At 72.7% G+C, this 22,048-nt stretch carries 18 protein-coding genes and 2 rRNA genes; 3 read left to right on the top strand and 17 right to left on the bottom strand.

Going from position 1 to position 22,048, the window contains the following annotated elements:
- The 10 genes from VNL12_RS17365 to VNL12_RS17410 all read right to left on the bottom strand — a co-directional run.
- The coding region (locus VNL12_RS17365; RefSeq protein ID WP_325596206.1) for a hypothetical protein at positions 1–1,620 on the bottom strand (1,620 nt) is incomplete at its 3' end.
- Positions 1,617–2,768 carry a glycosyltransferase family 4 protein gene (locus VNL12_RS17370; RefSeq protein ID WP_325596207.1) on the bottom strand — a complete coding sequence of 384 codons (1,152 nt, stop codon included), beginning with the start codon at positions 2,766–2,768 and terminating at the stop codon, positions 1,617–1,619. The genes VNL12_RS17365 and VNL12_RS17370, both read right to left, overlap by 4 nt.
- 126 nt (positions 2,769–2,894) lie before the next feature.
- On the bottom strand, positions 2,895–4,529 hold the full coding sequence (gene murJ, locus VNL12_RS17375; protein WP_325596208.1) for a murein biosynthesis integral membrane protein MurJ: 1,635 nt from the start codon (positions 4,527–4,529) through the stop codon (positions 2,895–2,897).
- Entirely contained in the window at positions 4,526–5,728 is a 1,203-nt protein-coding gene (locus VNL12_RS17380) for a copper transporter (protein ID WP_325596209.1), read from the bottom strand. Before VNL12_RS17380 ends, murJ begins: the two co-directional genes overlap by 4 nt.
- Before the next feature lie 34 nt (positions 5,729–5,762).
- Complete coding sequence (gene steA, locus VNL12_RS17385; protein WP_325596210.1) at positions 5,763–6,860, bottom strand: putative cytokinetic ring protein SteA; 1,098 nt, start codon at positions 6,858–6,860, stop codon at positions 5,763–5,765.
- A gap of 247 nt (positions 6,861–7,107) precedes the next feature.
- Complete coding sequence (locus tag VNL12_RS17390; protein WP_325596211.1) at positions 7,108–8,727, bottom strand: DNA repair protein RecN; 1,620 nt, start codon at positions 8,725–8,727, stop codon at positions 7,108–7,110.
- Positions 8,728–8,776: 49 nt separating this feature from the next.
- Positions 8,777–9,649, bottom strand: a complete 873-nt coding sequence (locus VNL12_RS17395) for an NAD(+)/NADH kinase (RefSeq protein WP_325596212.1) — start codon at positions 9,647–9,649, stop codon at positions 8,777–8,779.
- Positions 9,646–10,461 (bottom strand): TlyA family RNA methyltransferase, encoded by an 816-nt coding sequence (locus VNL12_RS17400; protein WP_325596223.1) that lies wholly within the window; start codon positions 10,459–10,461, stop codon positions 9,646–9,648. The genes VNL12_RS17395 and VNL12_RS17400 overlap by 4 nt, the downstream gene beginning before the upstream one ends.
- Positions 10,458–11,162: a hypothetical protein gene (locus VNL12_RS17405; protein WP_325596213.1), complete on the bottom strand. Its 705-nt coding sequence runs from the start codon at positions 11,160–11,162 to the stop codon at positions 10,458–10,460. Before VNL12_RS17405 ends, VNL12_RS17400 begins: the two co-directional genes overlap by 4 nt.
- An 80-nt stretch (positions 11,163–11,242) precedes the next feature.
- Entirely contained in the window at positions 11,243–11,995 is a 753-nt protein-coding gene (locus VNL12_RS17410; RefSeq protein ID WP_325596214.1) for an HAD-IIA family hydrolase, read from the bottom strand.
- A gap of 312 nt (positions 11,996–12,307) precedes the next feature.
- Here VNL12_RS17410 and VNL12_RS17415 point away from each other — a divergent pair, with 312 nt between their 5' ends.
- A complete protein-coding gene (locus VNL12_RS17415; protein WP_325596215.1) occupies positions 12,308–13,519 on the top strand; it encodes a DUF1015 domain-containing protein in 1,212 nt (403 codons plus the stop codon).
- A 125-nt stretch (positions 13,520–13,644) separates the two neighbouring features.
- Here VNL12_RS17415 and VNL12_RS17420 read toward each other — a convergent pair whose 3' ends face one another.
- Positions 13,645–14,667 (bottom strand): 2-oxoacid:ferredoxin oxidoreductase subunit beta, encoded by a 1,023-nt coding sequence (locus VNL12_RS17420; RefSeq protein WP_325596216.1) that lies wholly within the window; start codon positions 14,665–14,667, stop codon positions 13,645–13,647.
- Between the two features lie 34 nt (positions 14,668–14,701).
- Complete coding sequence (locus tag VNL12_RS17425; RefSeq protein ID WP_325596217.1) at positions 14,702–16,657, bottom strand: 2-oxoacid:acceptor oxidoreductase subunit alpha; 1,956 nt, start codon at positions 16,655–16,657, stop codon at positions 14,702–14,704.
- A gap of 169 nt (positions 16,658–16,826) precedes the next feature.
- Here VNL12_RS17425 and VNL12_RS17430 point away from each other — a divergent pair, with 169 nt between their 5' ends.
- Positions 16,827–17,315 (top strand): nitroreductase family deazaflavin-dependent oxidoreductase, encoded by a 489-nt coding sequence (locus tag VNL12_RS17430; RefSeq protein WP_325596218.1) that lies wholly within the window; start codon positions 16,827–16,829, stop codon positions 17,313–17,315.
- A gap of 167 nt (positions 17,316–17,482) precedes the next feature.
- Positions 17,483–18,055, top strand: a complete 573-nt coding sequence (locus tag VNL12_RS17435) for a nucleotidyltransferase family protein (RefSeq protein ID WP_325596219.1) — start codon at positions 17,483–17,485, stop codon at positions 18,053–18,055.
- A 231-nt stretch (positions 18,056–18,286) separates the two neighbouring features.
- Here VNL12_RS17435 and VNL12_RS17440 read toward each other — a convergent pair whose 3' ends face one another.
- The 5 genes from VNL12_RS17440 to VNL12_RS17460 form a co-directional block, all read right to left on the bottom strand.
- Positions 18,287–19,339: a class I fructose-bisphosphate aldolase gene (locus VNL12_RS17440; protein WP_325596220.1), complete on the bottom strand. Its 1,053-nt coding sequence runs from the start codon at positions 19,337–19,339 to the stop codon at positions 18,287–18,289.
- A gap of 87 nt (positions 19,340–19,426) precedes the next feature.
- Positions 19,427–19,798: a hypothetical protein gene (locus VNL12_RS17445; RefSeq protein ID WP_325596221.1), complete on the bottom strand. Its 372-nt coding sequence runs from the start codon at positions 19,796–19,798 to the stop codon at positions 19,427–19,429.
- A gap of 126 nt (positions 19,799–19,924) precedes the next feature.
- Positions 19,925–20,554 carry a tetratricopeptide repeat protein gene (locus VNL12_RS17450; protein ID WP_325596222.1) on the bottom strand — a complete coding sequence of 210 codons (630 nt, stop codon included), beginning with the start codon at positions 20,552–20,554 and terminating at the stop codon, positions 19,925–19,927.
- Between the two features lie 762 nt (positions 20,555–21,316).
- Positions 21,317–21,433, bottom strand: a 5S ribosomal RNA gene (gene rrf, locus VNL12_RS17455).
- A 75-nt stretch (positions 21,434–21,508) separates the two neighbouring features.
- Positions 21,509–22,048, bottom strand: a 23S ribosomal RNA gene (locus VNL12_RS17460); the annotation flags it as partial.

Raw genomic sequence — 22,048 nt, forward strand, 5'->3', positions numbered from 1 at the left:
GGCCACCGGCACCATGGCCACGCGCATGGCCGCGCGCCGGGGGTCGTCGCCCCATCCGAACAACCGGGCCGTGGCCGCCAGCCCCGCCGCACCCAGGAACATGAGGAGCAGGTAGGGCGCGAAGCCGAGGCGGTCCACGCGGACCAGGCCGAGGGCGAAGGTGACCACCGGGATCGACATGGTGAGCAGGCTCCCGAGCGCCGCGACGCGCCGGAGCAACGGCGAGCCGCGCCGCAACGCGACCAGCGCCAGGCCGTAGAGCAGCACCTGGATGACCACGAGCAGCACGGTGATGGGCCCGCTGATGCGGTCGCGGAACCGGGTGGCCTCGTTCCGCTCCACGAAGTCGAGGTAGCGGGCGCTCGACCGGTCCCCGTCGTTGGTCGCCGCCATCGGCGCGCCGGTCATGGCCTCGGGCTGGTCGACCTGGAGCTGCTCGAGGATCGTCGGCGCCACGTCGGGCAGGGTGACGTACCCGCCGCGTCGGGTCGTCCCGCTGCTGAGGGTGCCCGAGGAGAACCCCTCGCCGCGGATGGCGAGGGGGGTCAGCGTCTCGCCCACGCGCGGCGCCGCCGGCGAGACCACGATGACGAGGTCGTCGGGGGAGACCTGGTCGAGCAGCGCCCCGAAGAGGGCATCGGTGCGCTCCAGGGCGTCGTTGACCAGGACGTCGGCCTGCTCGTCGGCGGCGCGGCTGCGGTAGAGGTCGGCCCGCTCGAGGTCGCTCAGCTCGACGAGAGCGACCGAGTCGTCCACCCAGTGCGTGCCCACCGCCTCGAGGATCTCCTCCTCGGAGAGGCGGACACCGAACGGCATGGCGGGATCACGGGTCAGCAGGTCCCGCGAGACGGTGCCGGCGGCCACCTCGCCGTCGGCGTCCATCAGCGCCAGCCCGGCCGGACGGTTCTCGCCCTGCACCGGCTCGATCGAGGAGATCACCGCCGAGAACCCCGGCGGGTCGACGATCGGCTGCTGCTCGGTCGCAGCCCCGTCACCAGGTTCACCGGTCGGAGCGGCCGGATCGAACGTGATGGTGCTGCTGGCCTGGGCCCCCAGATCGGCGTTGGCGACCAGGGCGGCGACGATGCCGGCGTCGGCCAGCGTGCTCCCGAGCGCCCCCGGCTCAGCCCCGTAGGTGTAGCGGTCGTTCAGGGCCTGGATGGCCGGGATGGAGAGCTGGATGAGCGCCGCGTCGTCGGGGACGCGCCCGGTGCGGCGGATGTAGGCATCCCGGGCCGTGCCGTTCTCGAAGCGGTCCTCGGGGTCGAGCATCCGCCCCGAGTCCTCGTCGCGGACCCCGGCGCGGTTGCCCGCCCCCATGGTCAGGTAGGCCTCGCCCAACGCGGTGCGGGCGCCGATCGTGCGCAGGCTCAGGTTGCCCACCGCGCTCTGCTCGAGGAACCGCTTGAGGTGCTCCGGCTGGTTGTCGATCACCTGATCCCACGTGAGGCGGGGGATGCTGACCACCAACACCCGTCCGGGACGGTCCGGCTCCGGTTCAGCTGCACCGCCAGAACGGCCGGTGCCGGCGGCGGCCGCCGCGGCGACGAACAAGCCGACCAGGGCGAAGGCCAGCGTCAACCGGGTCCGGGGCCTCGACCTCGGACGGTAGGTGGTCATGTCGGTGCTCTCCCGGTCACTCGGTCGTAGACGACGGCCACCGCGGCCACGAGCGGGGAGACACCGTAGCGCCCGACCGCGAGGGCCCGACCGGCTTCGCCCAGGCGCTCGGCCCGTGCCGGGGCCTCCAGCACGTCGATGATGGCTGCCGCCAGCAGGGAGGGTCGCGAGGCCGGCACCAGGCGACCGGTGCGCCCGTCCTGCACCACCTCGCCCACATCACCCACATCGGTGGCCACCAGCGGCCGGCCCAGGAGGAGCGCCTCGGCGACGACCAGGGGTGACCCCTCCCAGATCGAGGGCACGGCGACCACATCGGCGGCCGCCATCCAGCTCGGTCCGTCGGACTGCGCTCCGACGAAGGTCACCACATCGGCCACGCCCGACGTCCGCGCTGCGGCCGCCAGCTCGACGCGCTGCGGACCGTCGCCCACGACCGCCACGCGCACGCCCGGGATCCGGTCACGGATCTCGACGGTCGCGGTGAGGAGGTCACCGATGGCCTTCTGGGGATGGAGCCGGGCGACGGTGACCACGAGAGGGTCCCCCGGGCCGAGGCCGAGCTCGTCCCGGATCGATTCCGAGGTCCGCTCCACGCGCGGGGGCGGACTGGCCGGGATGATCACCTCGACGGGTCGTCGCCCCCGTGCGCCCATCGGTGCCGCGATGGCGGGCGAGACGGCGATCACTTGCTCGACGTGGTTGGGCAGCAGCGATTGCAGGTGATGCAGGACCGGTGCGGCGCGACCGGCCGACTCCTTCAGCACGACGTTGTGCACGGTGACCACGACCGGGCGACCGGTGCGGGCCAAGGCGGCGAGCCACCCGGCGGTGAGGCCGTGGGCGTGGATCACGTCGACGTCGGCGTCACCCGCGAGACGGCGGATCCCCCGGAGCGCGGATGTCGCCCGGGCCGGGTGGAGCCCGACGCTGATCGGGGTGGCCGCCGTGGTCAGGCCGTCCATCACGCCCGGGGGCCCCGCCACGGTGGGCTCCCACCCGTGCTCGGGGAGGTGGCGGGCGAGGACGTCCACGTGGCGCCGGATGCCGCCGGCCGAGGGGCCCAGCAGCTCGAGCACGCGCCCGGTCGGCCGGGCGTCCGCGCCTCGGGCCGGCGGGTGCCCGATCGCCGGGCCGGACGCGTTCATTGGTGCACCATGCCGTGGTGGGTCATGTCCGTCGGGTCCTGGTCGCCCGGCACCAATGAGCGCTGACGGCTCCGCAGGCTCCGCCGTCAGAGGGCCCGCGTCGACTGGTTCGCTCGCTGCGCTCGCTCACGTCGCCCCACCACCTCGGAGGGCGCTCGCCATCTGCGCCGGCCGGGGGCCGCCGAGCAGGGCGGTGATGGCCACGAAGGCCACGAAGATGGCGAGGCCGACGGCGGCCCCGCCGACCAGGGCGCCGGCACGCGAGCCCAGGGGCACGGCCCGGCCCACCAGCGTCCCCACGACGGCGACGGGCACGACGGCCAGGAGCTGGGGTCGCAGGCGACGCAGCAACGCCGGACGATGGTCCGGGGCCAGCCGCCGCCGCACGATGCCCGCCATCACGACCGCGGCGACGCTGTAGGCCAGCGCGTGCCAGGCGGCCAGGGCCGGGACCCGCCAACGGTCGTCGACGAGGCCGAAGGTCGCGGCCATGGCCACCGAGGCCCCGACGGCGGCCGCCAGGTTCACCACGGTCGGGGTGCGAGCGTCGTCGCGCGCGTACAGGGCACGGGCGAAGAACAGCAGGAGCCCGTACCCGATGACGCCCGGCGCGAAGGCGACGATGACCCGGGCCACGTCCGCCACCCCCGAGCTGCTGATCTCCCCGAACAGGATGGTCCGACACATCGCCGGGCCGACGGCCACGAGGGCGATGGCGGTCGGGATCACGAACAGGGAGATCATCTCCGCACCGGACTCGACGGAGCGGGCGAAGCTGCGGTCGTCGCGTAGCGCGACCTGGCGAGACATGGCCGGGAAGAGGGCCGTGAGCACCGGCTGGGCGAACAGGGCGTAGGGCAGCAGGAAGAACGTCCACCCGATCTGCAGGGCCACGACGCCGCCCCGGACCCGGTTGGCCAGGAGCAGCTCCACCAGGATCAACAGCTGGGTCGAGGCGAGGAACCCCGCGGCCCACACGCCCATGCGCAAGATCCGTCGCACCGCCGGGTCGCGCCAGTCGACGCGAGGTCGGAGACGGAACGACGAACGGTGCACCGCGAGCAGGGGCAGCGCGCAGAACCCGACGACCCCGGCCGTGGTCCCACCGGCGAGGATGGCGATCTGCAGCGGGGTGAGCGACAGGTCGGGTGCGGCGCCGTCGCGAGAGACCCAGAAGAGCCCGTAGGCCACGCACACGATCACGTTGTTGACGACGGGAGCGATGACGGGCACGGCGAAGCGGCCGCGCGCGTTGAGCACGCCGGTCGCCACCATCCCGGCGGCGTACATCCCGACCTGGGGCAGGAAGATGAGGAGGAAGATGGTGCCGAGCCGGACCTGGTCGGCCCGCACCGATGGGTCCGAGCCGCTGAAGAGGAGCCGGGCGATGAGGGGCGAGAGGACCATCCCCACCGCCGCCACCGAGAACAGGGCGACGAGGGAGACGCCGAACACCGAACCGGCGACCCGCTCGGCCTCGGCGTCCTCACCGCGGTCGGCGTACCTCACCAGGGCCGGTATCAGCACCGCCTGGAACGTCCCCGCGACCATCAGCTCGAAGATGATGTTCGGGATGGTGTTGGTGCTCTGGTAGGTGTTGCCGAGGAACGTGTCACCGATGACGGCGGCGACGACCACCACCCGGACCAGGCCCGTGGCCCGTGACACCGCCGTGAGCAGCGTCATGGTCACCGTGCTGCGGGCCAGTCCCGGCGGGCGGCTCGCCAGGGTGCGGTCGCCGGCGTCCGGCGTGACGGTCACGAACCGGGTGGGAGGACGGCCGTGGCTCCGTCGGCCTGGCCGTAGTGGCCACGGATACCCTCGTCGAGATCCTCGAGGCTGAGCACGGTGGCCAGCAGCCCGCTGAAGGTCTCGGCGTTGTCCACGGTGCTGTAGAGCGACGCGCGCTCGGCGGTGGAGCGGATGCGCTCGACCGCGTCGCGCGGCGGCGCGTCGTCGTCGGGCTCGGTCACGGTCGCACCGACCACGACGACCGGGGCCACCTCGTCGAGCGCCGCCACCGGAAGTAGGTCACTCAACATCTCGTTGGCGGCGACGTCTTCGCCCGGAGCCGAGACGAACACATACCGGTAGCCGGTCGTCTCGAGGATCGGCTCGCCGACGTCGTGACCGGGCCCGGGGGTGATCTGCACGTGACCCGTCGAGAGCAGGGCGCTGATCACGTCGGGCTGGTCGCCGTCGGGGATCTCGGCGGCGGCCGGCCCGGCGCCACCGTTCTCGTCGGTCGACCTGGGTGCGTCCTCCCCCTCCCCCTCGGGCTCGGTGGTCGCCTCTCCCGCGGTTGTGCCGGGCGTGGTCGTCGGTGCCGGTCCCGTGGTCGGTCCGGGGTCCGCCGGCGGGACCGTCGTCCCCTCCTCCGGCGGGTCGGGTGACGGCGGCTCGGCACCGGGTTCGGTCCCGTCGGGCGGCCCCTCACCGTCCGCCCCTTCGGGCGGGGCTCCCCCGGCAGCCACCATCGCCGTGCGGAGCTGGTCGTAGACGGCGGTGCGCAGCTCCTCGGCGTCGGCGCCCTCGACGTCGAGGGCCAGGGCCAGCTCCGGGTCCGCCTCGCCGGAGAACGCCATCTGCTCGCGCAGCTCCAACGTGCCGCGCAGGTCGGCGCCCGCTTCGGTGACGAGCCGCAGCACCCCGTCGACCAGCGCCTGGTCGGTGCCGGGGGCGAACACGACGAGGACCGGCCGGTCGAGCAGCCGCTCGTCGACGGCCTCGCCCGCCCTCTCGATCAAGGCGGCGTCGCGCTCGCGCGCCGCTGCGAGCTCGGCGTCGAGTCGGTCGTTCTCCTGCCTGGCGTCGGAGATCTGGCTCTCGGCACCACGGATGTTGCGGTCGAGGAGACTCACCGTGTTGCCCTCGAGGAAGGTGCTGCCGAGAGCGGTGCCGACGCCGAGGGCGAGGAACACCGCGGTGATCGACACGATGTGGTAGCGGATGTTGATCATCGAAGGGCTCCGTTCCAGCTGTCCCGGACGGCCGTCATCGGAGGGGCAGCGCGAGACCACGCACCACTGTGCGGATCGGTTCGCTGAGGGCACCGATGATGATCATCGTGATGATGGCCGCCAGCACCAGCGGGAGCAGGTCGCGAGTGCTCACATGGGTGGTGTAGAGGCGGCTCACACCCTTGGCATCGACGAGGATCGGGCCCACCTTGAGGCGCACGAGGAACGTCGAAGCCATCCCCGGCCGACCTTTGTCGAGGAAGTCGACCATCGAGGAGTGGGTGCCGACGGCGACGATCAGCTCCGCGCCCCGCTCGAAGGCCATGAGCATGGCGATGTCCTCCGAGGTGCCCGCCGAGGCGAAGACCGCGTAGTCGACGCCGAGCTCGTCGAGGAGCGCCGCACCGGGGGCCCGGCCATCGGTGTAGCCGTGCACCACCAGAGCCGCACCACTGCGGAGGGCCTGCTCGCTGACCGAGTCCATGTCGCCGATGATCACGTCGGGCTGCATGTGCATCTCCAGGAAGGCGTCGGCACCGCCGTCGACGCCGACCAGCAGCGGGCGCTGCTCCTTCAGGTACCCGCTCCGGCGGAGCAGCTCGAGATCTTGCTTGTAGTCCACTCCCCGGACCGCGACCAGCACCTGACGTCCCTTGAAGTCCACCGGGATCTCCGGGATGTCGGGTTCGTCGATGAGGAGGTGGCCCTCTCGCTGGATGTAGTTCAGCGTGTTCTCGGCGAAGCGCTGGAGCTCGTCGCCCATGCTGCTGCGGGCCGTCTCCAGCACCGCCCCGAAGGTGGCGATGTCCTGGCGGGCGCCCTGGCCCACCACCTCGCCCGCACGGAGCACCCGGTCGCCCTCGACGGAGATCAGGTCACCGTCGGCGACGGTCGCGAGGATCTGGCTTCCGACGCCGTCTAGGACCGCCACGCCAGCGACGGGGAGCAGGAGCGGGCCGGCGTTCGGGTACCGCCCCGAGATCGACGCCGACGCGTTGACGACGGCGGTGATCCCCGCGGCGATGAGGCTCTCGGTGGCGACGGTGTCGAGGTCCTCGTGGTCGATGACGGCGATCTGCCCCGGCAGGATCCTCTTGGCCAGGTCCTTCGTGCGACGATCGACCCGGGCCATACCGTGCACGGTCGGCCACGCCGGGGACGGACCGGGGGGCACGGATGGCTTCGAGGCGCTGGCCCGACGCCCCGCGATCTGCTCCTCGGCCATCAGTGACTCCGCTCGTTCGGGCCCCGTCGAGTCGTCCGGCGATGGTCTGTGGGCCACGACCTGCGACCAGCGTGGGCAACATAGCGCACACTGACCGAAGCGCCCAGGCATCCGGGCCGGGTCGGCGGCGCCACGGGGCTGGCCGCGTCGCCGCTCACCGGCGGTCGCGGACCTCGGCGGCGACCGCCAGCAGCTCCACCGCCGCTTCCCGGACTCGCATGCTGTCAGGGGTGCCCGAGAGCATGCGGGAGAGCTCGGTGACCCGGGCCTCGCCCTCGATGACGGCCACCTCGGAGGTGGTCGTCGCGTCCTCGGTGCGCTTGGTCACGCCGACCTGCGATGCGGCGAAGGCGGCCACCTGGGCCAGGTGGGTCACGACCAGCACCTGGCGGTCGCGCGCCAGGTCGGCCAGGGCCCGCCCCACAGCGACCGCCGCCTCGCCCCCGATGCCGGCGTCGACCTCGTCGAAGACCAGGCAGGGCTGATCTGCGGTGAGCACGAGGCGCAGCGCCAGGCCGGTGCGGGCCAGCTCACCGCCGGACGCGGCCCGGGCCACGGGCCGCGCCGGTGACCCGGGGTCGGGCGCCATGAGGATCGCCACGTCATCGCCGGGATCGATCTCACCGACGGTGACCTCCACCCGGGCTCCGGGCAGCGCGAGGCGACGGAGGTGGCCGGTGACCGCCTCGGCCAGGCGGGGCGCCGCGGTGCGTCGGGCGGCCCCGATCGCGGCTTCAGCCTGCACCACGGCGGCGACGGCCGTCGCCCGCTGGGCGTCGAGCTCGGAGGCCCGCACGTCGTGGGCCTCGAGGTCGTCGAGGCGGACCTGGGCCTCACCGGCATACGCGATGACGTCCGCCAGCGTGCCTCCGCCCTCACCGTTCCGCCGGGCGGTGGCGTACTTGCGAACCAGGTCGACCAGCAGCTGGCGCCGCTCGCGCACGAGAGCGAGGCGCTCGGGGTCGTCGATCACCCGCTCGGCCGCGTCGCGCACCTCGGTCGCCACGTCGTCGAGCTCGGCGGAGAGGTCACCCAGGCGATCGGCCAGATCCGCGAAGGGCGAGCGCCCGGCCAGCTCGGCGACGGCTCGGGCCACGGCGTCGCGCCCGCCCCCGTCGTCGGACAGCGCGGCGGAGGCGGCCGCCGCGGCCTGGCGGTGTGCGGTGGCGTCGGCCAGCGCGTCCTCCTCGGCGTCGAGCTTGGCGTCCTCGTCGCCGTCTCCCAGCCCGGCGCGGTCAAGCTCGTCGCACTGGAAGCGGAGCAGGTCGATCTCGCGAGCCCGGGCCCCGGCGTCGCCGCCGAGGTCGGCGAGGCGCCGGTCGATCTCGCCCACCGCGGCCCGGGCCAGGGTCAACGGGGTGAGGTCGATCTCGGCCGCCCGGTCGAGCGCGGCGCGCTGGGCCGCGCTGGAGAGCAGCGCGTGGTGGGCGTGCTGGCCCAACAGGTCGACCAGCGTCGCGCCCCGCTCAGCCAGGGCCCCGGCGGTGGCCATCCGGCCGTCGACGTACGCCCGGGACCGTCCGTCGCGGGGGATCACCCGGGTGAGCACGACCTCGTCGCCGTCGACTGCAAACCGTCCCTCGATGACGGCCTCCTCGGCGCCAGGGCGCACGAGCGCGGGCTCGGCGCGGGCGCCGAGCAGCAGCGAGATGGCTTCGACGAGCATGGTCTTGCCCGCGCCGGTCTCGCCCGTGAGCGCGGTCAGCCCCGGGCCCAGCACCAGGCGGGCCCGGTCGATCACGCCCAGGTCGATGACCGCCAGCTCGACGAGCACGACTCAGAGGCCCCGGCGACGGTGCGCCGGTCGGCGGCAGGTCACGGCCTCACCGGTCCTCGAGGCCGAACTTGGCCTTGAGGATGCTGTGGAAGTTGCGGTCGCCGAAGGTGAGGAGGCGGGCGGGGGTGGCCGACGCCGTGGCCACCAGGGCCTCACCGACGCGCAGCTCGCCGATGCTGCGCCCGTCGATGGCGACCGTGGCCGGCCGCTCGCCGCGCACCTCCAGGCGCACCTCGGTGGCCGGGGTCAGCACCAGGGCCCGGTCGAGGAGCATGTGCGGCGCCACCGGGGTGAGCACGAGGGCCCGGTGCTCGGGGTCGACGATCGGCCCCCGCGCCGAGAGGGCGTACGCGGTCGAACCCGTGGGGGTGGCCACGATCATGCCGTCGGCCGCGTAGGTGTTGAAGAAGGCGCCGTCGAGCACCACGGCCAGGCGGACCATGCGACCGATGGGCGTCTTCTCCACCACGACCTCGTTGAGCGCCAGGTAGGAGCCGTCGGCCATGGGCTCGGGCGCGCCGTCGGGGGGCGGATCGGGCGCCGTCGCGGCCTCGTCGGCACCGGTCCGGTCGATGCGCACCGCGAGCAACATGCGCTCCACGACCCGCGCCTCGCCCCGTGCCCAGCGCTCGAGGGCCGCGGGCCAGGCCGAGGGGTCGACCTCGGTGAGGTAGCCGAGCTGGCCCACGTTGATGCCGAGCACCGGCGTGCCCCGGCGGCTGGCCTGGTCGACCGCACGGAGCATGGTGCCGTCGCCGCCGATGCTGACCACCAGGTCGGCCCCCGGGATCGTGTCGGACGCGACGTGGCCGTGGGCCTCGAGCCACGTCCGGATCTGAGCCTCGATGGCCGCCGCCCGATCGCGCTCGGGGTGGCGGACCAGAGCGACGGTCTGGGGCCCCTCGACGGGACCGGTCACCGGTTCGTCCCGGCCTCGGCCGCGAGGGCGGCGGCGTCGAGGACCCCCAGGCCAGCGCGGCCGTGTCCCGGCGCGAGGGCGTGGAGGAGGAACTCGACGTTGCCGTCGGCACCACGGAGGGGCGAGACCATGGCCCCCATGATCGCGGCTCCCAGCCCCCGCAGCGCGCCATCGACCCCCTGGAGCACCGCGGCCCACACCTCCGGGTCCCGCACGACACCCCGGCCCCGGCTCACGACCTCGTGGTCGGCCTCGAACTGCGGCTTCACCAGCAGCACCAGGTCGGCCCCGCACCCCGACCGGCACAGGACGGCGGGCAGCACCGTGCGCAGGGCGATGAACGAGACGTCGACGGTGACCACGTCGGGAGGCACGGCCATCGACGACGGCACGTCGAGCCGACGGATGTCGGTGCGCTCCCGGGAGGTGACGCGAGGGTCGGTCCGCAGCCGCTCGTGGAGTTGGTTGCGCCCGACGTCGACGGCGAGGACCGACGCCGCCCCGTGCTGGAGGAGGCAGTCGGTGAAGCCCCCGGTCGACGCCCCGACATCCAGCGCGACCCGTCCGGCCACATCGATGGCGAAGCGGTCGAGGGCGGCATGGAGCTTCTCGCCCGCCCGGCCGACGTAGCGGGGCGACGGCGCCAGCACGTGCACCGCCTCACCGGAGGAGACGAGGCGACCGTCCTTGGTCGCCGGCGCTCCGCCGACGACGACGCGACCGGCGGCGATGGCCGCTCGGGCCCGCTCCCGGTCGGGGAGCAGACCCCGCCGGACGATCTCGAGATCGAGCCGCCGACGGGGCGAGGTCAGGCCTTCTTCGCGGCGGACTTCTGGGCCGGAGCCTTCCTCGCCGCGGACTTCTGGGCCGGAGCCTTCCTCGCCGCAGACTTCTGGGCCGCGGACTTCTGGGCCGGAGCCTTCTTGGCCGCGGACTTCTGGGCCGCGGACTTCTGGGCCGGAGCCTTCTTGGCCGCGGACTTCTGGGCCGGAGCCTTCGTGCGGGTTGTAGCCGCCTTCCGGGCGGGAGCGTTCTTCTTGCGGGTGGCGGCTCCCTTGCGGGCGGCGACCTTGCGCGTGGCGGTCTCCTTGGCCTCGTTGACCTGGCGGGTCCGGGCCGCCTTCTTGCCCGCGGCGCTGCGGGTGGCCGCTTCATCGGCCTCGTTGGCCTGGCGGGTGGAGGCCGCCTTGCGACCGGCCACCTTGCGGACCGCGGTGGCGGTGTCGATGCCGGTGAGGCCCTCGAGCCGCTTCTCAAGCCGGTTGAACTCGGCCTGGCCGACCAGCCCGAGTGTCTGGACCTGGTCACGGACCTCGTCGCGGATCATCTCGAGAAGTCGCTCGGTGTTCTGCCGGCTCCGGTCGACGAGGTCGGCCACGAGCGCCTGCGCCTGCTCGGTCTGGACCTCACCGGCCCTGACCAGATCCTTCACGATCGACTCGGCTTTGGCCTGGGTCAGGGCGGTGAAGGCGATCCCGGTGTCGAGGTACCGCTTCATGGAGTTGTCAGCCATGGACGAAAGAGTAGTCCCCCGTCCCCATGCTTGCAAGAGTTTGCATTTTGCTTGCACCAGGCATGCGGATCGGCCACCGGTCAGGGGGGCGGACCCAGAGCCCGTTCGACCGCCTCGGACAGGTCGGCGGCGATCTCGTCGGGGGCCGGGTCCGCCCCGTCGCCGGTCGGCGAGACCCCCGAGAGCACGAGGGTGAAGCGCCACCCGAGGGCGCGGGCGAAGCGGCCGTCGGTGTCGGGTCGGTCACCGGCCATCACGCCGTTCGGACCGAAGGCATCGCGCAGCCACTGCGCCATCGGCGCGTGGGGCTTGCCGGCGACCGTGGCGACGACCCCGCCGGCGCGCTCGACCGCGGCCAGGGTGGCACCGCCGCCGGGGAGGAGCCCCTCGGCCGACGGGTAGGTTGCGTCGTCGTTGCTGGCCAGGAGCCGTGCGCCCCGGTGCACCGAGGTGACCGCCCACCGCAGTCGTTCGTAGTCGACGGCGCGCCAGAAGCCACAGACCACGGCATCGACGGGCCCGGGGTCGGTCCCGGCGTTCACCACCGTCTCCGCGCCCCGTCCGGCCACGGCCTCGACGAGGCCCTCGCCCCCGCACACCAGCACCCGCTCACCCGGACCCACGAGCGTTGCGACCGCTCCGGCTGAGGTCATGACCGCGCCCTTCGCCTCGACCCCCTGGGCGGCGAGCTGGGCCTCGACGACGGCAACGGGCAGCGATGAGTTGTTGGTCACGAACACCACCGGGTGGCCCGCGGCCCGCAACCGTGCCACTGCGTCGGTTGGGCCCGGGATCGGCGCCGACCCCAGCCACATCACCCCGTCGAGGTCCACCCCCCATGGCTCCCGCCCAACCCCGCTCTCGTCCACCCCCCACTGTCCCACGGCCTGCGGAGCGCAGCAGCGCAACGAAGGACAACGACCGAGGCGGCCCACCAGCCGAGGCGCGCCAGCCCTCCCCTACCCCCCCATCCCCATGGAGGCAGAGCAAGCCGGTCGGGACCCACCGCAGCGGAGCGCAGCAGCGCAGCGAGCGCCAGCGAGCGGAGCCAGAGCGAGCACCGAACGGTGGGCCCCGACCGGCCACCCCACCCGCCGCGCCAGCACAACGCGCCCGAACCACAAGACCTGCCACCATGGACCCCCGTGCCCCCGTTTCACCCGTTCCCCGGCATCCGCTACGCGCCCGGCTTCGACCTCGGTGACGTCACCGCCCCGCCCTACGACGTCATCGACCCCGACGATCGGACCGCACTCGTGGCCCGGTCGGCGCGCAACGCAGTGCTCTTCGACCTGCCCCTGGAGGCGGACGGTGTCGATCGCTACACGGCGGCGGCGGCCACCTTCGACGGCTGGCGGAGCGAGGGCACGCTGGTCACCGACGAGCAGCCGTCGTTCACGGTCTACCGGATGACCTTCGTCGATGGCCAGGGTCGCAAGGCCCGCACGCTCGGTGTCATCGGCGCGCTCACGCTCTCCACGCCTGACGAGGGTCAGATCCTCCCCCACGAGCACACGACGCCGAAGGCCAAGACCGACCGCCTCGACCTGCTGCGGGCGACCTGCACCGACCTGTCGCCCGTCTGGATGCTGTCACTGGCGTCCGGGCTGACCGGGCTGCTCGAGCCCCGCGGGGCCCCCGACGCCGAGTGGACCGACGACGACGGGGTGGCCCACGCGGTGTGGCGTCTCGATGATCCCGACCGCGTGGCCGCCATCTCGGCCGCGGTGGGCTCCGAGCCGGTGGTCGTGGCCGACGGCCACCACCGCTACGAGACCTCGCTGGTGCACCGCGACGAACGGCGGGCCGCCGCCGGACCCGACGCCGAGCTGGGCAGCGATGCCGTCATGGCCCTGGTGGTCGAGCTGACCGACGACGAGCTGTGCGTGCGCCCGATCCACCGCCTGGTCGACGGCCTGCCCGCCAGTGAGCTGCTGGTCGCCCTCGGCAAGGCGTCGTTCGACATCCTCGAGCCGCCCGTGCCCGCCGACGAGGTCGCGGATGGGCGCATCCTCGCCCTGATGGAGGAGGCAGCGTCGATCGCCCTCGTCCGCCCCGACGGCACGGCCACGCTGCTCTCGCCCCGCCGGGAGGCCTTCCCCGACATCGCCCCGCTCGACAGCGCCCGGGTGGCCCACGCCCTGGGAAAGGTGGCGGGTACCTCGCTGCGCAACCAGCACGACGTCGTGTTGGTGCAGCGGGCCCTCGCCGACGGCGGGGCCGAGGCCGGGTTGTTGCTCCGGCCCGCATCGGTGGCCCAGATCGACGCCAACGCCCACGCCGGTGAGCGGATGCCACCCAAGACGACCTTCTTCCACCCCAAGCCCCGCACCGGTGCGGTGTTCCGCGCCTGCTGAGCGAACCCCGCCGCCCGCGACGACTCCCGACCCCGAACTGGGGCACTCAACGGCGGCGCCCACGACCAGATCGTGCCCCAGGACGACCCCGACCCTCGGGCGACCGGTCGCAGCGCGGATCGGGGTCAGACCTGCCAGGTCGGGCGGGAGTGCAGGAGAGTGGCGAGGTCTGCGGCGGTACCGGCCTGGGCGGCGGCCAGCTGGCGGTCGGTCTCGGCGCCGTAGTCGGGTTGCACAACAGCTCGGAAGACCCCGATGGGCGTGGGCTCGTGGGGACCGGTGGCCAAGCGGCTGAGCAGGAACGCCAGCGCCGGGTCGGGTCGCGCCTCGTCGTGGACGAGCAGGGCGTCGGCCCCCACCTCGGCCACATCGACGATGCGGGCGCCGTCCTGGCCGTCGAGCACGACGCCGCGCTCCCCGTCGGCCCCGAAGCGGATCGGCTCACCGTGGCGCAGCGGGATGAGCATCGACTCGCGGTTGGCCTTGGCCGTGATGGCCCCGAAGGCCCCGTCGTTGAACACGTTGCAGTTCTGGTACACCTCGACCAGCGCGGCGCCGGAGTGATCGTGGGCCCGGCGGATGGTCTCCATCATGTGGGCCCGGTCGAGGTCGTGGGTCCGGGCCACGAACGTCGCCTCCGCCCCGAGGGCCAGGCTCACCGGGTTGAAGGGCTGGTCGAGGCTGCCGAACGGGGTCGACTTGGTGACCTTGCCCCTCTCGCTGGTCGGTGAGTACTGGCCCTTGGTGAGCCCGTAGATCTGGTTGTTGAACAACAAGATGGTGACGTCGATGTTGCGGCGCAGGGCGTGGATGAGGTGGTTGCCACCGATGGAGAGGGCGTCGCCGTCGCCGGTGACGACCCACACGTCGAGGTCGGGCCGGGCCATGGCCAGACCCGTCGCGATGGCGGGCGCCCGCCCGTGGATCGTGTGCATCCCGTAGGTGTCCATGTAGTACGGGAACCGAGCGGCGCAGCCGATGCCCGAGAGGAACACGGTGTCCTCGCGCTTCACGCCCAGGCTCGGCATGAGCATCTGCACCGCCTTCAGGATCGAGTAGTCGCCGCACCCGGGGCACCACCGGGGCTCCTGGTCGCTCGACCAGTCCTTGGCCGTGGTGGTCGGGTTGGGCAGCAGGGTGTCGGTCACGACACACCTCCGGGGTCTCGGTCGCAGCGCGAGCTCATCGGCCCAGCTCCTTGATGATGGCGGACTCGATCTCGGCTGCGGTGAACGGCACGCCCCGGACCTTGGTGACCGAGCGAGCGTCGACCAGGAACTCGGCCCGGATCAGCCGCGACAGCTGGCCCAGGTTCATCTCCGGCACCAACACGCGGGGATGGCGGGCGAGGAGGGGCCCGAGGTCGGGGGGGAACGGGTTCAGGTGGGTGAGGTGGGCCTGGGCCACCTTCATGCCCCGGGACCGGCAGCGGTTGACCCCGCCGTCGATGGCTCCCCAGGTGGAGCCCCAGCCCAGGACCACGATGTCGGCCCCGTCGACGTCGCCCGAGACCGTGACACCCGGGATGTCGCGGGCGATGCCGGCCACCCGGGCGGCGCGCAGCTCGACCATGTGCTCGTGGTTGGCCGGCTCGTAGCTGATGTTGCCGCTGCCGTCCTCCTTCTCGAGCCCACCGATGCGGTGCTCGAGCCCCGGCGTTCCGGGCACCGCCCACGGCCGGGCGAGGGTGTCGGGGTCGCGCTGGTAGGGCCAGAACTGGGCGGCGCCGTCGGCCGGCAGGTGGTTGCGCTCGGTCGCGAAGGGGACGGAGATGTCGGGCAGGTCCTCGACGTCGGGCAGGCGCCACGGCTCGGAGCCGTTGGCCAGGTAGCCGTCGGAGAGCAGGATGACCGGGGTGCGGTAGCGCAGGGCGATGCGGGCCGCCTCGATGGCAACCTCGAAGCAGTGCGAGGGGCTGCGCGCCGCCACCACGGGCACGGGCGACTCGCCGTGGCGGCCGTACATGGCCTGCAGCAGGTCCGACGCCTCGGTCTTGGTGGGCAGCCCGGTCGAGGGCCCGCCGCGCTGGATGTCGATGACGAGCAACGGCAGCTCGAGGCTGACCGCGAGCCCGAGGGCCTCGGCCTTCAGCGCCAGGCCGGGCCCGCTGGTGGTGGTCACCCCGAGGTGGCCGCCGAAGGCAGCACCGATGGCGGCGCCGATGCCGGCTATCTCATCTTCGGCCTGGAGCGTGCGGATGCCGAACTCCTTGTGCCGGCTCAGCTCGTGGAGGATGTCCGAGGCCGGGGTGATCGGGTAGCTGCCGAGGAAGATCGGCAGGCCCGAGAGGCGGCTGGCGGCGATGAGGCCCCACGCGAGGGCGGTGTTGCCGGTGACGTTGGTGTAGGTGCCCGGGGCCAGGGTGGCCGGCTTCACCCGGTACGGGTGGTCGAAGAGCTCGGCCGTCTCGCCGAAGGCGTGGCCGGCCTGCAGCGCAGCCAGGTTGGCGTCGCGCACCGTCGGCTGGGCCCCGAACTTGGTCCCGAGCCACTCGATGGTGGGCTCGAGGGGCCGGGTGTACATCCACGACAGCAGCCCGAGGGCGAAGAAGTTCTTCGAGCGCTCGGCGTCGCGGGGCTTCACGCCGAGGGGTTGCACCGCGTCCTTGGTGAGCGAGGTCATCGGGACCTCGTAGACGGTGTAGCCATCGAGGCTGCCGTCGCCCACAGGGTCCGTGCGGTACCCGGCCTTGGTCAGGTTGCGCTCGTCGAAGGCGTCGGTGTTGACGATGAGGGTGCCGCCCGGCTCGAGGCGGACGAGCTCCTTGCGCAGGGCGGCGGGGTTCATCACCACCAGCACGTCCGGCGAGTCGCCCGGGGTGGTGATCTCGTGGTCCGAGATCTGCACCTGGAAGGCGCTGACGCCCGCCAGCGTGCCGGCCGGGGCGCGGATCTCGGCCGGGAAGTCCGGCAGCGTGGCCAGGTCGTTGCCGAACATGGCACTGGCGCTGGTGAAGCGATCGCCGGTGAGCTGCATGCCGTCGCCCGAGTCCCCCGCCACCCGGATGATGACCCTGTCCAGCTCGACGGGCTCGGCGTTGGGCCCCGGTTGGAGGTCGTCGTCGCCGTTCCCGCCGCGGCCCGGGCGGGCCGGACCCGAGCGCTCGTGGTCTGACGGACTGGTCTCGGTGGCGGTCACGGTGCCCCCTGCGGCGTCGACGTTGACTGCCGGGTCAGGGTACCCAACCACGGTCCGCCTGAGACGTACGTCACCGCATCAGCGTCGCGATCCCGGCCCGCGGACGACGCCCGGTGCATCGCCCTACGCTTGGGAGGGCGTGCTCACGGGTCGAGAGGAGACGGGCCCCATGCCGTTCGTGAAGGTCAACGGCGCCTACGGCCGTGTGGTGCAGAAGGTCGCCGGCAGCCCCGGCTTCGCCCGGGTGGGACCCAAGGTGGTGCCTCCCGTCGATCGCCTGCTGCACCGCCTCACCGGCGGCCGGGTCCTGTTGTCGCGCGCCCTGCTCCCCGGGCTGGTGCTCACCACCACCGGGCGCCGCAGCGGTCAGGCCCGCACCACGCCGCTCATGTGCGTCCCGGAGCCCGAGGGCACCTGGGTGGTGGTCGGCTCCAACTTCGGCCAGACGCACCACCCGGCGTGGACGGGGAACCTCCTGGCCACCCCCGAGGCCACCATCTCCTACGACCATCGCGACGTCGCGGTCATCGCCGAGATGCTGGAGGGTGAGGCGCGCGACACGGCGTGGGGCCGGGCCCGGGCGCTCTGGCCCGCCTTCGACCGCTACGCCGAGCGCACCGACCGCACCATCCGGGTCTTCCGCCTGCACCCGACGTGACCCCGCCCCCGCCGAACTGGTCGCAACAGCCTGCCCAGGGGCGCCCGCCGCGACCAGTTCGGGACGAGGGCTCCTCCGCAGCGAACTGGTCGCGATCCCCGTCCCCCCAGGGGCGCCCGCCGCGACCAGTTCGGGAGGGAAGATCCGAGGGGACGCAGGGGCCTGTCGTGATCCTCGCCGCCGGGGCGGGGAGCCGGTTCGCGGGGCCGACATCGAAGCTGCTGGCCCGCCTGCCCGATGGATCGACGGTCGTGGACCGGGCCCTCGGCGCTGCGGTGCGGTCGGGATGCGCGCCCGTCGCCGTCGTCGTGGGCGCCCTCCGGCCCGACGACCTCGGCCCGCTCCCCGACGGCGTTCAGGTGGTGGTCAACGCCCGGTGGGCCGACGGGCAGGCCACGTCCCTGCTCGCCGCCGTGGCCTGGGGCCGCGGCCAGGATGCCCCCGCGCTGACGATCGGCCTGGGCGACCAACCCGGCCTCTCCCCCACCGCCTGGCGCGCCGTGGCGTCGACGACGGCGACGCCGATAGCCGTCGCGACCTACGCCGGGCGCCGCGGACACCCCGTCCGCCTGGCCGCCGAGATCTGGGATGGCCTCCCGGTGACGGGTGACGAGGGCGCCCGAGCCCTCATCCGGGCCCGACCCGAGCTCGTCACCGAGGTCGCCTGCGACGGCGACCCCACCGACATCGACACCATTGGCGACCTGACGGCGTGGACCGCCCGCTCAGACCGGTCCTGACCACGTGACGACGTCGCGCACCCTCGAGTGATGCTCAACAGCTCCTCGCACCGGGGCTCACCGAACGAGGGTGCCGAGTTCTTCCCCATCGACATCCGCGAGGCGCACTGACCTATGTGGACAGTCCTGCGGATCATCTCGTCGTCGAGTCCTGGCCGCGCGGCCGGGACTGGAGTCGCCGTACCCGCCAGTGAGGGCAGGCGATCCCGCCGGTCGCCCCGTCCTGATCGGTCAGGCGAGGGTGATGGAACCGTCGAGGTAGACGTCCTGGATGGTGTTGAGGAGCTCGATGCCCTCGGCGGTGGGGCGCTGGAAGACCTTTCGCCCGCTGATGAGGCCGATCCCACCGGCCCGCTTGTTGATCACGGCGGTGCGCACCGCCTCGGCGGTGTCGCTGACCCCCGCGGACGCACCACCGCTGTTGATGAGGCCGATGTTGCCCATGTAGCAGTTGGCGACCTGCCAACGGGTGAGATCGATGGGGTGATCGGTGGTGAGCTCGTCGTAGACGAGCGGGTCGGTCTTTCCGTAGCCCGACAGCGCGTTGTAGCCACCGTTGTTCTCGGGCAGCTTCTGCTTGATGATGTCGGCCTGGATCGTCACCCCGATGTGGTTGGCCTGGCTCGTGAGGTCCGACGCCGCGTGGTAGTCGGTGTCGCCCACCTTGAAGCCGGGATTGCGCAGGTAGCACCACAGCACGGTGAACATCCCGAGCTGGTGAGCCTCGGCGAAGGCCTCGGAGACCTCCTGGATCTGGCGGGTGGCGTGCTCGGAGCCGAAGTAGATCGTGGCCCCGACCCCCGCCGCGCCCAGGTCGAAGGCCTGCGCGGGCGACCCGAACATGATCTGGTCGTACTGGTTCGGGTAGGTCAGCAGCTCGTTGTGGTTGAGCTTCACGATGAAGGGGATCTTGTGGGCGTAGCGACGCGACACCTGGCCGAGCACGCCGACGGTGGTGGCCACCGCGTTGCAGCCGCCCTCAGCGGCCAGCTCCACGATGTTCTTCGGGTTCATGTACGCGGGGTTCGGTGCGAAGGACGCGGCGGCGGAGTGCTCGATGCCCTGGTCGACCGGGAGGATCGACACGTAGCCGCTCCCGCCCAAGCGACCATGGTCGAAGAGGGCCTGTAGGTTGCGCAGCACCTGCGGGCTGCGATCGGACAGGGCGAGGGTGCGGTCGACGAAGTCCGGCCCGGGCAGCACCAGCTCAGAGGCCGCGATGCCCTTCGAATCGTGGGTGAGCAGGCTCTCCGCCTCGTCTCCGAGCAGGGTTTCGATGTCCACCGGGCGTCTCCTGGGTTCTGTGGCCCCTGGTCGGGACCGACATGTCTAGAGTACGACGCTTCGGCGGGCCGGGTCACACCCGCCCGTTCAGGCCGTCGCATCGGGGTCGATGGCGTTGCGGGCCCGGCCGAGGGCGGTGGCCACCCGGGCAGAGTGCCCAGCCGGCAACACGGTGTCGGCCACGACCTCGGTGCGGCTCGCCGTTGCCCCACCGGCGCGGAAGAAGCGGCGCCGTACCCGGCCGGTGACGACGACCTCAGCCCCCGCCACGAAGGCCAGGGCCCGACGGGGTGGGTCGAGCCAGCAGACGGGCACGGTCTCGGCCGGTCCCTCGGCGGGGCGGGTGGTGACCTCGAAGGCCACCATCTGGTCACCCGACGGCAGGTCGCGGGCGGTGGGCGGTCGGGACAACGTCCCCTGCAGGATCACGACGTTCACGTCGGCACCTCGTTCTGTCACTCGGATCACGGTACGGGGGAAGTGACCGGCGCCCGAGCCGAACCTGGCTCGACAGGCGCCGCGAGGAGCTGGGGGGACCCTACCAAGGGGGCGCGACAGTGAGCTCTGGGATGGCCGGCCTGTGCGTCAGCTCAGGCCCGACAGGCGCACCGCAGCGTCCGCGAAGTCGGCGTCGACGCCGACGATCCAGGCGAACAGCTCGCGCGACCGGCTGACATCGCCGGCCCGCTCTCGGAGGTCGGCCAGGGCGTAGGCGTTGCGCAGGTGGTGCGGGCGAGCCTTCTTCCCCCGGGGTGCGGACTCCAGCAGGCGGATGGCGTCGGAGAGCCGGCCCCGGTCCGCCAGCGAGCCGGCGGCCACGATGCGCCCCTCGGTCACCAGCTCGGCGCTGGGCGACGCCTCGCGCAGCTCGTCCCAGAGCGTCTCCGCGTCCGCGTGGCGACCGAGGGCCCGGTAGCAGTCGGCCAGCACCGGGTTCTGGTCGACCGAGCGGGTCAGCTCTCGGAACGCCTCGAGCTCCTTGACCGCCGGTCGCCACCGTCCCAGCTGGTAGAGGGTGAGGCCCAACAGCTCGCGGACCGTCGCCGCGCCCGGGGCGTCCGACGCCACCGGGCCGAGGACCCGCCGGGCGTCGTCGAGCTGCTCGTTGGCGAAGGCGCGCGCCGCCTCGACCACCCGGTCGGTCGCCCGCGCCCCGCGGGTGGGGCCCAGCGCTCGTAGGAGCTCGGAGGCCAGCATCTCGACATCGACGGGCACGGAGCGGTCTCGCCGTCGCTTCGGCGCAGCTAGGCGCGCCGGCGCATCCTCACGGACCCAGACCTCGGGCTCGTGCGGGGGCGGTGGGCCCATGTCCGGGGCGCTGCGCCGGGGGCCGCCGGGGCCCGGCGCACCCCGATCAGGGGGCCGACGGTCACTCGGCCCCCGGTCAACGGGGCGCGACCGCTCACGGCCATCGCGGCCCCCCGGCCGCCCCCGACCGCCGTCGCGCACCGGACGCCCCTGCGAGTCGAGCCGACCGACCGAACGGCGAGGGTCACCGGGGCGCGCGCCGGGGCCCCGGTCACCCCGGTCGTCTCGTCCATCGCCACCCGGGCCGCGACCACGTGCGGCGGGAGCGCGGGACCGACCGTCACCCGGGCGGGGCGAACGGTCGCGCTCGCTACCCCCCCGTACATCGTCGGAGATGCGCCCGGCACCCCGTCGCGCCACGCCTCCCCAGCTCGAGCGATCGGTCGACGGGTCCGATCGGTCCCGAGCACCCGGACCCGGCCGCGGACCGCCTCGGTCGGCGCCCCGGGTCCGAGGCGCCTCCTCGCGCTCACCACCACCCTCGGACCCGAGGCGGCGACGCGAACCTCCCGGGCCCGGACGGGGGCGCCGAGGATCGGGCGGTCGGGGCGACGGCATCGGACGATCGTACCCCCGACCCTCAGCAGGGCTCCCATCCCCCGAACCCCTCTGAGGAGTCGGGACACGCGAAAGACCCCCGGCCCGAAGGCAGGGGGTCGATCGATCGAAATCCGGCGGCGACCTACTCTCCCAGGGGATCTATCCCCAAGTACCATCGGCGCAGAAGGGCTTAACTTCCGTGTTCGGAATGGGAACGGGTGTGACCCCTTCGCCATCGCCACCGAAACCGCATGCCAAAGGCGCGTACCCAATGTGGGCCGCTGCTCTTTGAGCACTCCATAGCGAGCACAAACTTCTTCGTACTTCCAAGCCCTCGGCCGATTAGTACCGGTCGGCTGAACATGTTGCCATGCGTACACCTCCGGCCTATCAACGTGATGGTCTTTCACAGGCCTTACCTGGTTGACCCAGTGGGAAACCTCATCTTGGAACGAGCTTCGCACTTAGATGCCTTCAGCGCTTATCTCTACCGTAGGTCGCTAACCAGCCATGCCCTTGGCAGGACAACTGGCACACGAGAGCTACGTCCATCCCGGTCCTCTCGTACTAGGGATAGCCTTCCTCAAGTTTCCTCCGGCTGCAGAGGATAGGGACCGAACTGTCTCACGACGTTCTAAACCCAGCTCGCGTACCGCTTTAATGGGCGAACAGCCCAACCCTTGGGACCTGCTTCAGCCCCAGGATGCGATGAGCCGACATCGAGGTGCCAAACCTTCCCGTCGATATGGACTCTTGGGGAAGATGAGCCTGTTATCCCCGGGGTACCTTTTATCCGTTGAGCGACGGCGCTTCCACACGCAACCGCCGGATCACTATGCCCTGCTTTCGCACCTGCTCGAC

This window comes from Iamia sp. (assembly GCF_035575815.1).
Lineage (GTDB): Bacteria > Actinomycetota > Acidimicrobiia > Acidimicrobiales > Iamiaceae > Iamia.